The sequence below is a fragment of the uncultured Campylobacter sp. genome, assembly GCF_937921625.1.
Taxonomy (GTDB): domain Bacteria; phylum Campylobacterota; class Campylobacteria; order Campylobacterales; family Campylobacteraceae; genus Campylobacter_B.
Genome location: NZ_CAKZTI010000027.1, coordinates 1 through 15,065, shown reverse-complemented (window position 1 = coordinate 15,065; position 15,065 = coordinate 1). Strand labels below are relative to the sequence as shown.

Sequence of the window (15,065 nt, the reverse complement as noted above, 5' to 3'; positions counted from 1 at the left end):
TTAATCCAAATTAAAAGCGTAAATTTGGGCGACATATTTTAAAAGCACAGGCATCAAGCCTATCGACGCGTAAATTTAAAGCCGCAGCTTCTGATTTAAATTCCGCGGCGCAGATTTAAGCGGCGAAATCCAAGTAGGCGCAGCTTTGCTTACTACCGCTAAATTTTAAATTTAGCGACGAACTTTGTAAATTTTACGGCGAGCCGCCTAAATTTAAAGATTAATTTTAAAGCCTGCCGCGCAATTTCGTCGCCAGCGCTGCGCCGATTTTTTCGTAGCCCTCTTTTTGCAAGTGGATTTCGTCAGGGCGGATCAGCCCACGCTCGCGCCAGCCGCGCCAGCCGCCATCCTCATCCATAAGACCGGCTATGTCGTAAAACATCGCCCCTTCATCTCGCGCTAGATGCGCTAGCGCCTCCGCAGCGCGTGAGGCGTTTGGCACTTTAGGGCTTCGCGGCGGCGCTACGAGCAGGATTTTCGCACCGGGAGCTGCGGAGCGAACGGAGCGAAGCAGCCCACGGACGCTTTGGTAGAATTTTTGCTCGTCAAATTTCGGATCCATCGCGTCGTTTGTGCCGTAAGCGATGACTACGAGATTGTATCTAAGTCCTGAAAAATCCCTACCAAAGGCATCTGCGCCCCATTTTTCGTAGAGGTTGCTAAACGCGCCATTGCTCGCGCAAGAGTCTGCAAAGCGCGCGTTTTTACGGTAAATTTTATATCCTCCAAGCTCTGCTCCGTCACGCAGCGATCGAATTTCGATCGGAAATCTAAGTCGCAGCTTAGAATACTCCCATTTCTGCGGCACTTCTTGCGAAATATACGCGCTTAGCCCACTTGCATCGCGCACGCGAAAAATCTCGCCGCCCTGATCCGATTTATGTAAAATTTCGACGTAAAAATCGCCGCTAAGCTGCTTTAGCTCCAGTCGCACATTAGCGCCCTTTTTGCCGGTAGCAATCACTCCGCATAGTGGAAAATCGGGGTCTTGCTCGGTGCGAGACGAGATCACATTAAAGCCACTTTGCTTAAATTCTATATTTTCGCTTTTGTGATATTTAGGCATCATTGCAGGCACGAAGCCGACGCTGTTTTGCACGAAAAAACCATGTCTGAAAGCATCTATCAGCGCGTCGCTTCCTAAATGCGAATCGCCAAAAAATTTCACTCCAAAGCCCGCAGAGCTTTTTACGTTTGCGGAATTTATGCCGCGAACGCCTGCGTTTGCCGCGCATCCGCCTAATAATGCAGCAAATAAAATCACTATAAATTTACTCAACTTCAATCCTTGATAAAATTTCTTTCGCTACCGCTTCGCAACCCTCTTTGCTCATATGAATGCCGTCGTCTTGGCGCACGCGCACGAGCTTGGAGCCGCTTTGCAGATAGGTTTTATAGACGCCTTTTTCGCACACCAGCGGGGTTGTTTGCATAAAATACCCGCCAAGCGCCATACTAGCGTCGGCATATATTTGATTTAGCAGCTGCGTTTTCTCCTCAAAATCCGGCTTTTGCATACACGGCATCGCTAGCCACAGCACTCCCGCGCCGTGCGAGTGCGCCGTATCGTAGATCTCGCGCACTCTTGAGGCGTAAAACTCTCGCCAGCGCGGCGTTTTAATGCCATAAGTTTTACCCCCTGCGCGGTACTCCCAGACGTCGTTGGCGCCCAGAAGCACGACTACGAGCTTAACGCCGCCATTATCTCTAAGCGCAGTATCGAGCGTCTTTTGCCAGTCGAAAGATTTCTTGCTCGCAAGCCCCGTCGATTGCTTGCTAAGATCGATCACCCTCAGGCTTCGCTTCGGGAAAAATTTCTTAGCATTCATCCCCACGTATTGCATCAGACTATCGCCCATAAAAAGTACCTCATCGCCTGCATTTAGGCGGATTTTGCCATCGTCGCTAAGCGAAATTTTAGCATCAATCTCCACGGAGCTTTGCGTCGTTAAATTCTGCTCCAAAGCCTGCGAAGCAGGGAGTTGAGAATCGGAATTTTCGCCGCTTTGCAAGGTTGCACTTGCCGTGACGGGATTTTGCGACGCAGAGGAGCTGTGCGGCACAGAGCTTGTTGTAGTCTGGCTTTGTGACACGGAATTTTGCGAAGTAGAATTTTGAGGGATGAAATTTTGTGCGTAAGGCTCCTGCGCAGAATCGCGCGTCTTTAAATGATGCGTAGAATTATTTAAAGCTGAATTCTTTGCAGCATGGGCTTGCGGCTTGCTACCTTGCGGCTTAACGCTTTGCGAAGCATCGTGATCTCGCACCCTCGTGCTTTGCAAAGCTTGATTTTCCGCCATGCGATCTTGCGTAGACTTTTTAAAATTTTCGCTTCCGCCATGCGGACTTGCGTCCTCATCCTTGCTAATATCCTCGCCTTTGATACGCTGCTCAAGCTTATCTGCGCCATTTGCAATCTTTTCGTAGATCTCTCCGCCTACGCGAAACGGCGAGCGGCGCAGCCATTCTTCTAGCCCAAAGTCATCGTGAAATCGCTGCTCCAAATAATAAAGCAGCGAGCCTTGCATAAAAAATGCTGAGAAAAGCAACGCAAAAAGCAGAGTCGAAACAAACCTAAGCATCTAAAATCCTGCGTAGATGAAATTTGGAATTCCGCTTGGCATCAGCGCGAAAATCAGCGTGAAAATCACGCCGAGCGCAAGAGCTTTAGGCAAAAACGGCAGCTCGGCAAAAAGCGCGATCAAAGTATCCTTAAAAGCTGAGATTTTAGGATAAACAAAAATCCCCGCTAAAATCACCGCAAGCACCGCTAGCTCGCTAATATCTCCGAAAGCTCGTGCGCGGGCAAAAGCACCCAAAATTGCCGCCGCATCCGGCAGGGAATTGGCGAAAAAAATCCAAGCGAAACTTACAAAAATATAGGTACAAAAAAGCGCCAAATGCGGATTTAGCGGCTTTACGCCCACTTTGGCAAGACATTTTAAAAATACAAGCGCCACTCCGTGCAAAAGCCCCCAAATCAAAAAATTTAATCCCGCACCGTGCCAAATGCCCGAGAGCGCAAACGCGATTAGTAAATTTACGCAGGTGCGCGTAAAACCCTTGCGCGAGCCACCAAGCGGGATATAAATATAATCGCGTATAAACGTGGATAAACTGATATGCCAGCGATCCCAAAACTCGCCTAAATTCTTAGCCGCATAGGGCATATTAAAATTCTGCGGCAGCTTAAAGCCCATCGCAAGCCCAAGCGCACGCGCCATATCGATAAAACCGCTAAAATTCGTATAAAGCACCACGCCATAAAGTAGCAGTGCAGCTAGAATTTGCGCCGCGGAAGACTCTGGCTCGTCGCCGTAAACGCCTGAAATCACATCGCTATAATACGCGCCCAAATAGCCGCTAATAAGCAACATCTTAACTAAGGCAAAAATTATAAGCACATAAATTTCATCGGCATTGCCAAAGTGCTTGAAGCGATCAAACTGCGGCAGTACTGGCTCTACGCCCTTGGCAGCGCTAGCGCGCCCGATAGGACCCATCACGACGCTAGGGAAAAACGCCAAAAAGCACGCCAGGCTCAAAAAGCCCTGCTCGCCGCATTCGCGCCTATAAACCGAGACGAAATAGGTGATTGACATAAAAACATAATATGAAATTCCAAGCGGAAACGCCACGCTATCGACGGCACCTAAGTGCAGCGCGGCAAGCGCGGCATTGAAAAACTCCCTGACGTAGCCGTAATATTTAAAAAATACGAGAAAAAATAAGCCGCCAGCAACTGCCGCAAGCATCACTGCGCGCGCCTTCGCAGTTGGTAACGGAATCTGCTTCGCTAACCCCGCTTTTTGCACCTGCTTTGCTATGCCAGCTTGTTTTGCTGCGCTCATCTGCTTGGCTGCCGCTTTACGCGAGAGCTTTTTCTTGTGCGAGGACTGCTTTGCGGGCGGTATGGCTTTCGCGACTACGCGATTGGCGCGCGCAATACACGCACCTGCAAAATATACGAAAGCACTATAGGCTGCAAGCACTAGCGCAAAGCGCGGATTTACGGAGCACATAAAGCCGTAGCTTGCTAACAGGATCAGGATTTTTTGCGCGAAAATATGATTTTTGAGCGTCCAATAAACGATTAAAAACGCTAAAAAAGCAAGGACAAACTCGGGCGAAAAAAATGTCATTCAATCTTTCCAATTTAAATTTTTAAAGCTCTTGCGGGCTTTTAGACGCTTGCGGCGTGAGATTTATACGAAGCGAAAAAGCTTTTTTAAATCGCTTGCAACGCGAGATTTTATGCGCAGACATGGCGGTAGTCACGGCGTTGCGTCGCTAAACACGCCAATAAATTTAGCGTCCAAATCCTTAGATTTCATGGACAGCTTGCATGCAAGCTCTTGCCACGTGAGCAAAATTCCGCCACAATGGCAAAATTTGAAACGCAAATGAGGGCTCGACGCACGAATAAAATTTTTAAACACGCTGAGCGGTTTGCCATCAAATTCTTACAAAAGCTCGCAAACGCAGTCTCGCAGATTCTACCCGCAGGGTTTAAAAATAAGCGCCTTGGAATCATGCCATATGAATTAAGCGCGCGACGCCGCTAAAATCCTACAAAATAAAATGAGCCGCACTTCATCGTAATTATGAGGCTAAAATTCTACAAAATAAAATCTAAAAACCTAAATTTTGCAGCGATGATAAAATTCCGCCTGTTAAAATCTGCCGCGCAAAATTACTAAGTAAAATCTCACTTTAAGGCGTGATAGAAACCATCTAAAAGCTGCGCCTGCGCCTTATAAGCCAAAATCATGGCTTTAAATTTTTACTGCAAATTGCAAACTTACGCTACCATAAAGTCCCTTTTAATTTTGTGGCAGCGTAAATGCGCCTTGCGCCAGCTTCGCTCTTTCACGCAAAACGCAAGTAAAATCAATAAGCTTCGCATCGTAAAATTTTGGCTCTAGACTTGGTTTTAGCGCAGTGTAAATTCGAGCTCGTTAGGCAAAATTAGCCGTAAATTTCAATACGGCTACATAGATTTGAGTTTGAGCCGAAATTTAACCTAGCAGAGCCGAATCTTGCTTCGCAATCCAGCCATTCTAACGAGATAATGTAAATTTTAATTTGCAATTTAAAATTTCTAGCGCAAAGATACCGGCTTGGGCTCGCGTTTTGAAATTCTAATTTAGCGGCGCGAACAGTTCATGAAACGCCGCGTAAAATTGCAAATTTCAGCGTTTTTTATTCGGCTGGCGAGGTTTGTGCGCGCAAGAGCTGATTGCTAAAATTTTAAAATTTATCACTTGCCCCAGCCTACTTTCAGGGCAATTGCAATGAAATTTACGCTCTGCGTCTCAAGCAAGCAGTTGCGATGAAATTCCAAGCTAGCAGTCGAGATGAAATTTTACGTCGCATTTTAAAAAGATCCCGCGCATGCCCAACTGAGAAATCCGTAAATCTCGCGCAAAATTTCACATCGCCGTATTACTTAGCAGCTATCAAATATGCTTGCCAAGCAGACGCGGTGAAATTTCATACTACCCTTTTAATACTCGCTCGAAGCGAAATTTCACGCAGCTGTTTTGGCGGTCCATACTCGAAATAAACGCTCCACATAATTCTATCGCAAAACGGCTGTCGGGTGGAATTTCACCCGGCAACAAAGTCTTTTTTGCGCTAGATTTATGCTTCCGTGCGGATAATTTTTACCGCCTCAACCATATTTTTTAGGCTAGGGCGGACCTCCTCCCATTTGCGGGTTTTTAGACCGCAGTCCGGGTTGATCCACAGCTGCTCTTTCGGAAGCACCTCAAGCAGCGCGCGGATCTGGCTTACGAGCTCCTGCACACTAGGAATTCGCGGGCTATGGATGTCGTAAACGCCCGGACCGACCTCTTGCTTATAGCCGACCGATTTGAAAACTCGAAGCAGCTCGTTGCCGCTGCGAGCGGTCTCGATGCTTATGACGTCGGCATCCATCGCCTCTATCGTTTTGATTATGTCGTTAAACTCCGAATAGCACATATGTGTATGGATCTGCGTGTGAGCGCTTGCGGCGCTGACGGCGAGCTTAAAGGCGCTGACGGCAAATTTTTCATACGCAGGGATATTTTCGGATCTAAGCGGATAGCCCTCTTTAAACGCAGCTTCATCCACCTGAACGATCTTGATACCCGCGTCTTGCAGATCCGAAATTTCATCAAAAATCGCAAGTGCGAGCTGTTTTACTATCTGATCACGAGGCTTATCGTCGCGCACGAAGCTCCAGTTCATCATCGTAACAGGTCCCGTTAGCATACCTTTCATAATCTTTTTAGTGCGGCTTTGGGCGTATTTGATCCACTCTACCGTCATCGGATTCGGGCGGCTCACATCGCCGAAAAGTAGCGGCGGCTTCACGCAACGGCTGCCGTAGCTCTGCACCCAGCCGTTGGCACTAAACGCGTATCCGCTCATCTGCTCGCCGAAATACTCGACCATATCGTTACGCTCCGGCTCGCCGTGAACCAGCACGTCTAGGCCGATCTCATCTTGGAATTTGACGCAATCGTCGATATAGGCTTTGATGTCACGCTCGTAGGCTTCGCGGCCAATTAAGCCCTTTTTATAGGCATTTCGGACTTGTCGAAGCTTAGCAGTCTGCGGAAAGGAGCCGATCGTAGTGGTAGGTAAAATTCCATATCCAAGCTCTTTTTTCTGCACCTTGATGCGATCCTCGTAGCGATCGGTGCGCTCAAGCTTACTTAACGAGTTCACGCGAGCAGAGACCTTCTCGTCGTGGATGAGCGGCGAGCTCTCGCGAGTTTTGGCGGATTTTTGATTTTCCTCGTAAGCTTTCATGCCGTGCTCGCACATCGGAATTTCAAAGAAAAGATGGGTTAAAATCGAAATTTCGCTTAGTTTTTCGACCGCGAAACTTAGCCAGGATCTAATCTCAGCGCTTAGCTTGTCCTCATATTTTAGCGTGAAAGGCACGTGCAAAAGCGAGCAGGAGGTGCCCACATAGATGCGCTCCTTAGGCACGTAAGCTTCGATGGCTTTGAGCTGAGCGAGCTTTTTGTCGATGTCGCTCTTCCAGATATTACGCCCATCGATCACGCCTGCGAAAAGCACGGTCTTAGCGTCTTTTAAAGCTTGAAGCTCTTTTTTGATATTCTCTTCGCTTGCGTAAACAAAATCAAGCCCGATCGCCCAAACATCGGTCTTTACTATCTCGCGTACGGCCTCGGTCGCATGCTCGAAATAGGTCATAAAGATGATTTTTACGTTGCTTGCGACCTTGCTTAGGCGCTGATAGATCGGCGCGATCTTTGGCGCTAGCTCAGCCGCGCGATCCGTTACGAAAATCGGCTCGTCGATCTGAACTATAACCTCGCTATCAAGCTCGCTAAGAAGCTTTAGCAGCTCCTCGTATTTCGCGGCAAGGGCATCTAAATGCGCGAGTGGATAGCTTTTGTCGCTTGATTTGCTAAGCGCAAGATAGGTAATAGGTCCGATTAAATTTATCTTTAGCGCGCAGGAATCCTTAAAATCATTATTTTTCGCGGCCTTGTACTCGCTTAAAATTTTACTAGGATTTAGGTTAAATTCCGTATATGCAGAGATCTCGGGCACGATATAGTGGTAGTTTGTGTTAAACCACTTCGTCATCTCCATCGCGACTGCGTCTTTACTGCCGCGCGCCATCGCAAAATACTGCTCATGCGCCGAAAGAGCCACAAAGCGCTGTGGGATCACGCCGAAAAGCACGCTGGTATCGAGCATCAGATCGTAGTATGAAAAGTCGTTTACGCTAATTAGGCCGCTCCAAGCATCCAGCTGATATTTGATGTGACGATCTTTTAGCTCTGCAGCAACCCGCTCTAGCGCGTCATAATCGCACTTGCCCGCCCAATAGCTCTCCAAAGCCTTCTTTAGCTCGCGCTGCTCTCCGATACGCGGAAAGCCCGTAACGTAACTCTTCATCTCTATCCTTTAAGTAAAATTTTGGTATGAAAGTGTTGATTTTATCTAAAATTTCTTTTGCCGTCATTAAAATTTTAATCTAATCTCGAAAATGAACGAAATTTTATCCAAAAGCGCAGGGGTGGAATTTAGCCAATAAAATCTGAAATGGAATTTTTATCGACGAAATTCTATGAGTTAAAATTTGATGATGGAATTTGAAGACGTTAAATTCATCATAATTTAAACCTCATCGCAAGATTCTACTAAAACTTAGTAAAGCCTTGCGACGAAGCTAGCCTTACCTGACACACCGCAAAGCCACTGAGCATCAAGGCTCTATGAAAGCAACGCAATGCCTCAAATATGAAAATTCTTAGAATTTATAATTATATCCTGCGTAAACGCCGTATTTTTTACCGTCGTTATCTTCGATATAATCGCCGTCTTTATACCACGCCTTGCTTGCTTTAAAGCCCATTTCAATCTCGCTATTGGAGCCAAACTCATACGCAGTACCTATCTTGCCGCCCAAAATGAAGCCACCCAGCGTATCGTCCGCTCTAACCCAGCCGCCATTGCTATAGTCTATTTTAACTTCAGTATCTAACACCGAAAGCCCAGCGTAAGCGCCTAGGACGAGCTTAAATCTACCGAAAAGCTCCGGCGTAAAATCCGCACCGGCTACGAAATCGTGCGTGCTCCATTTAACCTTTCTTTTCGAATTAGCATTCGAGCTAGAATCCTCGCCCTTAAATCCGTAAAAATACCCGCCGTAAGCTCTAAACGTGCCGAAGTCATATCCGGCTTTAACGCCGATTTGCGGCTGTCCGTCATCAAAACCTGCAGCTTGGTTTTTGAAATTGTATCCGCCCTCGCCACCTATGAAAAGTCCCTCCGCCATCGCGCTTACTGCAGCTAAAGAGCTAAGAAACACCACTTTTGCAACTAAATTTCTCATCTTTACTCCTTTCGGTGAAATTTCATCTTAATGATAGCGACACGCTTCGAAACCTAGGCTAAATTTAAAGTAAATACATAACATTTACGATTTTTAGTGACAAAATTTTAAAGTATTTTTGTAATTTATTTATAACTAGTATAAATTCTAAATCTCAGTATATAATTTACATTATAAATTTTTTATCGCTTAGTGACATATGCTTTGTAAAAGTATAGCGTAATAAGAATTTACGCGGTATTCCTCTGGATATAAATTTATCTTAATAACTTGTAAATCCGCGCAGAATTACTTAAATAAACGGGCTCAAACAGATCTTTATCATAGTTTTCCAGCACAAAAAGTTGGATAAAGGCTGATTCAAAGACCTTTTTATCTAAGATTAAAATTCTTTGATAATCCGGTAAAAATATCACGTAAAGATTGGAATTTTTATCTATCTGCTTAGATAATTTTACGAGTTTGCCGTTTACTTCGCCCACTTGATAATATGAATTAATAGGCATTCTTTTACCGTCATAGATTAGGTATTCAGGATCGACGCTAGGCAGCGTGCATTCATCATTTATTATGATGCTCTCTCCATCTTTACCCATTCTAATATCATAACCCACATGAATAAATGGCGTCCAAGACTCTTTACCTGTTTCTATATCTACAGTAGAAAATTTTAAAATATTGGGCAATATATCTATCATGTGCGGTACAAAATAATAATATATATCCCTAGTTTTCTGTGGAAGCTTGAAATTCTTATCGCTTAAAGAACTTAAGAATTTATTGATATTGACTTTACCATAATCTTTTTGAATTTGATATAGATTTAGTTTAAATTTATCTTCCAGTTTAGGATCGAATTTTTTACCTTGCAACTTTTGTATATATTCGACATTAAGCCTTGCCATATTAGCAGAGCTTACCTCATCTTTATTAAAGGAAAACGCACTCATAAAAGTGTATTCTCCCGCCTGTCTACCTCCAGGATCAGCTACTACTTTTACATCTGAGTAATATCTGATTAAATATCCGTAATCCCACCACGATAGCACATAATCCTCTCTGTTAGCTTTATTTTTTAGCTCTGCAAGAGGCGTTATGGAGTCTTTCGTAAGCGTAGGCGCAACTCGGAATTTATAAATAAAATCTATGCTAGGCATTAGCGCTAAACAGGTTAAAATAGCCAACAAAGTACTTCTAAGCCAAGTGCGTATTTCAAAGTAATTCAGCGTGAAATATATAAAATAAGCAAATCCAAGCGCTATAATCGGCGTAGCGTACATTGTAAAGCGAGTTCCGCCGAAAAGTGCTAAAACTCCAAGCGCTATCATCGGCAAGGTTAATATAAACGAACGGAATTTTATCAGCAGTAGAGCCAGCCCTCCTACGGCGCATATAAATATAAATAGATGCCCACTAGATTCAAGCACAAATTTCATGAAATTAGCGTTTTCTACCTCATTAACCGTACTTCTAACGCCATAGAAGTAGAAAATTTCTTCTTTGCTTACATCCTTTAAGATGTATGCTTTAAGCTGCACTGCTATGGGCGTAAGTCCGCCGAATATGACGAACGTAATTACGGCGATCGTACCCAAAATCCAAAGAGCTTTTTTGCTTTTATGGCTTGGAATTTTAATCATTAAAAAATACAAAAACGCAATTAGTGCAATCTTAAGTAATAAAATATAGTTTACGATTATTGTCTCACCTTCGTAATACGCGCCAAATTTTATGACCGCTGCAGCCATAAGAATAATCGCTTTGTAATTTGCCTCATTGCGTCTATTAAAAATCAAAGTATAGATTAAAAATATCACTATAATCGCCATATTTAAAGAATACGAGCTAGGATACCACCAATCATAAATCACCGTAAAAACGGCAGGCAAAGCAAAGCTACTCTGCTCGCTTCGCCCTATGAGCCTGATCAAAGCCCATAGCGTTAGCAGCGGCAGAGTAACATTTAACATATCGCTATCAAAATACCCGCCTAAAGTCCTCATATAATATCCCGGCAATATGGTGGCAAGTAGCGCCGCGATGATGCCGGCGCTCAGGATCTTATACTCTCTTGCTATCAAAATAATCGGCACGGCCACCAGCGGCGCTAAAAACACGCTCATATAGATCGTAATGCTATTTAGGCTGACGGGTAAAATTTTGCTAAGTAAAAATGCCAGAGTTGGGATCGACGCGCCGTACGGGCTAAGATCGCCCGGCTGGTGAAAGCCCGCTATCATATCGCGCGCGCCCTCGGCATTCGCAAAGGCGTCGTTTGTGGTCATGATGAGCTCGCCATCGAAAGAAAACTGCTCGATCCCGCTAGCCCAATATATCCAAAAAAACCTGCACGCCACGCCGAATATATAAACCAGCGTCATGATCAAAAAAATATCCATGCACGAGCATTCGCCGTTTGTAATTCTAAATTTTTGCATCTTTTTCCTTGATTTGCCGTTTGAAGTACCGAGCGGCAGGCAAAATTTGCCTCTACAAATTTTACTCGTTTTATCACGCCCGCGCTACGTCTTTAACGACATTGTTTAATTTCCGTTTATTATAGCAGAATTTACCTGATTTGCGATGCGAGATGTAGAAATTTATACGACAAATTACTGCGGATGGCGCGAGCAAACCGAAATTTAATCCATCTCGCTCGCGCTATAAGGTATGAAATTTACGCGTCTTAATACGCGTCACACATAAATTTACAGACGGTTTTCGTGCGCAGATTAAGCATGATCGAGCTTAGGCATCTGCCGTCCTTGTTGCCGCTTAGTAGGCGCACGGCATCGCCCTCTTTCCACTGCGTGCTGTCGCCCTCGATGGTCCTATAATGCGCACCGTTAATGATAAGCGAATCGCCGTCTTTTAGCGTTTTATCGATCTTCAGATCGCTTGCAAGCGGGCTTAGATCGCCTTTTAGGGCATTTGCGATTAGTTTTTCCTCGGCCTGCTCATGCGTCTTCATCGAGCTTTTGGCAAAGTCCGGCACCTGCACAGTTTCGGTCTGAGCCGAAGCAAACGCGACCAGCACGCAAGCAGCGTAAATCAATTTCATATTTTCTCCTCGGTTTTTTCAAAATTTCGGCGATTATAGCAAAGTTTACTTAAAAATTTCGGTCTAAATTTAGCTAGAGTTTAAATTTAAGAAATCGCCCGTCTGTTTAAAACAGAGCCGGACTCGATGGCAAATTATAAAATTTCGCCGCAATTTAAAATTTACTTATTAAAATACGCCGCGAGCGCGCTCAGTCAAACAAACAGCGCTATGATCCAAGACATCACTCGCGGCATACTCGCCCAAAACGCAGCCCTCATATTGCAACGTAAGAGCAAGTGAGCATCAAAATTTTTACTGACAGAATTTACTCGTTATCAAATAGCGCGCCGAGACTTTGCATTACGGCAGCGACTGGCATCCAGACGGGGCTAAACATAGTTAAAACCGCGTCTTGCGTCTCACCGTTTTTACGCACACTTTCCTCGCTCAGCCTGCCGCTATCAACAAATACTATCGCGTTTAAACTTAACGGCTTAGCAAGCGCATATTTTTTTAGGATCCGATCGCGATCTTTTACGCGCGTAGAAACGCCTAAAATTTTGAAGCTAAATTGTAAAATTTCGCGATCTTTAAAGCCCGTAAAATTTGGATGCTTGTAAAGCACAAGCTGATCTGCTAGCGGCAGGCTCTCGCGGTCAAGCCACAGCTCAAAAAGTAGCGCGCTTGCGTGAGGTTCATTAAATGCATCCGTAGCGATCGAAATTCTATTTACCTCCACTGCATGTGAATAGAGCGATTTTAGGTGCTCAAATTCCGCTTTTGCCGCGCGATAATCGCTGCCAAATTCGTAGTCGTAAGCATCATCGATCATTACCGTACGGTTTGCCTCTTTTTGGATCGCGCGAATTTGCTCCTTGCCTTCAAGCTCTACGGGCGCGGTTTTACTAGCACAACCCACAATGAGAAATGAAAATGCCATGCTAAAAATCAGCGCTTTTAAAATTCGTTTCATATCTACTCCGATAAAATTTTATGCGATTATAGCTAAATTTAAAGCAGCATTCGACGCACGGTATTGTCCCCGATTGAGACGAATTAAAATTTGAAGACGAGAGCGTATATGAAATACATGACTGAGCGAATTTAATTAGAATTTAAACGCAGCAGAATAAGGCGCAGTATTTTTTGCCTAGCTGAGATGAAATTTGATTTTTAAAAGTAGGCTAGGCAGCTAAACTGCTTAGCTGAATTAAATTTGAATGCGATTAAAGATAGGGCGAAGATCGTGAGATGAATTTAAATGTTTTCTACGTCGCTATGCTCGTAGCTGAATAGAAGAAGTAATTTCGTCCCAAGACTAGACATACAATATGTCGTAGAGCGAAAATTTCAAATCTATTTAAATATACCCACCAAAATAAGGCGCAGTATTTTTTCGCTTAGACGAGGCGGTTTTAAATTTTGTGATGGGAGTTACCGAGTGGGTAATGACCGAGCAAAATTTAAAACCAACGAAGTATAAGTAGAAAAAGACAAGCCGCTAGCTAAACTTCATACCTCTCGCCAGGCTTCATTTCGATTATCTCCCACGGCAAGCCCTGTTTATTTAGCTCGTCCATAAAAGGCTTGGCATCGAAATTTTCCATATTAAAGACGCCCTTGCCGCTCCAGATGCCCTTTGCAACCATCATCGAGCCGATCATCGCAGGCACGCCAGTCGTGTAGCTCACGGCCTGCGCGCCCGTCTCGGCGTAGCAATCCTCGTGATCGCAGACGTTGTAGATATAGACTTGGCGCTCTTTGCTATCTTTTAAGCCTCGGATCACGCAGCCGATATTAGTTTTGCCCTTCGTGCGCGGGCCGAGGCTCGCAGGATCAGGCAAAAGCGTCTTTAGAAACTGGATCGGCACGATCTTTACGCCATTGTGCTCGACCTCGTCGATACGCAGCATGCCGACGTTTTCTAGGCATTTCATGTGAGTGAGGTAGCTCTGCCCAAATGTCATGAAAAAGCGAATTCGCTTTAATCCTTTGATGTTTTTAACAAGGCTTTCCAACTCCTCGTGATAGAGCAAGTAGCTATCTTTGACGCCGACTTTTGGGTAGTCCCATTTAAACATGATCTGCATCGGCCCCGTTTCTTTCCACTCGCCGCGCTCCCAGTAACGACCCTTTGCACTTACTTCGCGCAGGTTGATTTCAGGGTTGAAATTCGTCGCAAACGGATATCCGTGATCGCCCGCGTTGCAGTCTAGAATGTCGATCTCGTGGATCTCGTCAAAGAGATTTTGCTGTGCGTAGGCGCAAAATACGTTGGTCACGCCCGGGTCAAAGCCGCTTCCCAGCAGCGCCATCGTGTTTGCGGCTTTAAACTCGCCGTCCTTTGCCCACTGCAGCTTGTATTCAAATTTTGCGGTGTCGGGGTGCTCGTAGTTTGCGGTGTCGATGTAAGGTATGCCGGCGCGAGAGCACGCATCCATGAGCGTTAGGTCCTGATACGGCAGCGCGACGTTTAGCAGTAGCTCGGCGCCCGTTTTTTTGATTAAATTTACGACCGCATCAGTGTCGTCCGCATCGATCTGGGCAGTGTCGATCTGCACGCCTAGGCGGTCTTTTATAAATTTAGCGATCGCGTCGCACTTGCTTTTGGTGCGGCTTGCAAGGGTGATTTTTGTAAAAACGTCCGCGTTCATCGCACATTTTACGGTCGCGACTTGGCTCACGCCGCCCGCGCCTATGATTAAGATATTTGACATTTTGGCTCCTTTAAATTTTAAATTTAGCTGCAATTTTAGCAAATTTAAGATGAATTTTAAGAGGCGAGGTGCGATTAATCATAAAGTTTGGCTATAGCTGACGCGGAGCGCAAGCCAGCCATAACAAGAGCGTCGAAAGCGGCACGCACTAAAATTTTACGCAGATAGCAACATGCCGATTGACGGCAGCACGAGATTAAATTTACCACATTAAATTTACCGCCTTGCATCGCGCGATAAAATTTTAAGCCTTAAGCGCTTGTTTAAATTTAACGTTCCGCAGCAAGGCGTGGAGAATTTAAAATTTGAAGCTCGCTTCGCCGCTAAATTTATCGCGCTTCTTGCCTCGGCGCGCAGCAAACCGCATACCGCGGCTAAATTTAACGCTTTAGCGAACAGCGGTTTAAAAAGTAGCAAGCAGGGCAAAATCCCGTGACGC

At 45.1% G+C, this 15,065-nt stretch carries 10 protein-coding genes; all 10 read right to left on the bottom strand.

Annotated features, from left to right (window positions below):
• Positions 1-226 precede the first annotated feature (226 nt).
• Positions 227-1,279 (bottom strand): GDSL-type esterase/lipase family protein, encoded by a 1,053-nt coding sequence (locus tag Q0101_RS03850; RefSeq protein WP_297942519.1) that lies wholly within the window; start codon positions 1,277-1,279, stop codon positions 227-229.
• Positions 1,272-2,582, bottom strand: a complete 1,311-nt coding sequence (locus Q0101_RS03845) for a DUF459 domain-containing protein (RefSeq protein WP_297942516.1) — start codon at positions 2,580-2,582, stop codon at positions 1,272-1,274. Before Q0101_RS03845 ends, Q0101_RS03850 begins: the two co-directional genes overlap by 8 nt.
• Positions 2,583-4,142: an MBOAT family O-acyltransferase gene (locus Q0101_RS03840; RefSeq protein WP_297942513.1), complete on the bottom strand. Its 1,560-nt coding sequence runs from the start codon at positions 4,140-4,142 to the stop codon at positions 2,583-2,585.
• Between the two features lie 1,501 nt (positions 4,143-5,643).
• The gene (gene metE, locus Q0101_RS03835) at positions 5,644-7,926 is read right to left on the bottom strand and encodes a 5-methyltetrahydropteroyltriglutamate--homocysteine S-methyltransferase (RefSeq protein ID WP_297942510.1); all 2,283 of its coding nucleotides are present in this window, start codon (positions 7,924-7,926) and stop codon (positions 5,644-5,646) included.
• A gap of 355 nt (positions 7,927-8,281) precedes the next feature.
• A complete protein-coding gene (locus Q0101_RS03830; RefSeq protein ID WP_297942507.1) occupies positions 8,282-8,866 on the bottom strand; it encodes a hypothetical protein in 585 nt (194 codons plus the stop codon).
• A 257-nt stretch (positions 8,867-9,123) separates the two neighbouring features.
• Positions 9,124-11,304, bottom strand: a complete 2,181-nt coding sequence (locus tag Q0101_RS03825) for an STT3 domain-containing protein (RefSeq protein WP_297942505.1) — start codon at positions 11,302-11,304, stop codon at positions 9,124-9,126.
• A gap of 248 nt (positions 11,305-11,552) precedes the next feature.
• Positions 11,553-11,927, bottom strand: a complete 375-nt coding sequence (locus Q0101_RS03820) for a hypothetical protein (RefSeq protein ID WP_297942501.1) — start codon at positions 11,925-11,927, stop codon at positions 11,553-11,555.
• A 307-nt stretch (positions 11,928-12,234) separates the two neighbouring features.
• The gene (locus Q0101_RS03815; protein WP_297942499.1) at positions 12,235-12,882 is read right to left on the bottom strand and encodes a hypothetical protein; all 648 of its coding nucleotides are present in this window, start codon (positions 12,880-12,882) and stop codon (positions 12,235-12,237) included.
• Between the two features lie 532 nt (positions 12,883-13,414).
• Entirely contained in the window at positions 13,415-14,626 is a 1,212-nt protein-coding gene (locus Q0101_RS03810) for a saccharopine dehydrogenase family protein (RefSeq protein ID WP_297942497.1), read from the bottom strand.
• 216 nt (positions 14,627-14,842) lie between these two features.
• A partial coding sequence (locus Q0101_RS03805) for a hypothetical protein (RefSeq protein WP_297942494.1) occupies positions 14,843-15,065 on the bottom strand: 223 nt, incomplete at its 5' end.

Coding starts and splice junctions, on each gene's coding strand:
- Q0101_RS03845 (WP_297942516.1), bottom strand. CDS start 2,582: ATGCTTAGGTTTGTTTCGACTCTGCTTTTTGCGTTGCTTTTCTCAGCA.
- Q0101_RS03840 (WP_297942513.1), bottom strand. CDS start 4,142: ATGACATTTTTTTCGCCCGAGTTTGTCCTTGCTTTTTTAGCGTTTTTA.
- metE (WP_297942510.1), bottom strand. CDS start 7,926: ATGAAGAGTTACGTTACGGGCTTTCCGCGTATCGGAGAGCAGCGCGAG.
- Q0101_RS03830 (WP_297942507.1), bottom strand. CDS start 8,866: ATGAGAAATTTAGTTGCAAAAGTGGTGTTTCTTAGCTCTTTAGCTGCA.
- Q0101_RS03825 (WP_297942505.1), bottom strand. CDS start 11,304: ATGCAAAAATTTAGAATTACAAACGGCGAATGCTCGTGCATGGATATT.
- Q0101_RS03820 (WP_297942501.1), bottom strand. CDS start 11,927: ATGAAATTGATTTACGCTGCTTGCGTGCTGGTCGCGTTTGCTTCGGCT.
- Q0101_RS03815 (WP_297942499.1), bottom strand. CDS start 12,882: ATGAAACGAATTTTAAAAGCGCTGATTTTTAGCATGGCATTTTCATTT.
- Q0101_RS03810 (WP_297942497.1), bottom strand. CDS start 14,626: ATGTCAAATATCTTAATCATAGGCGCGGGCGGCGTGAGCCAAGTCGCG.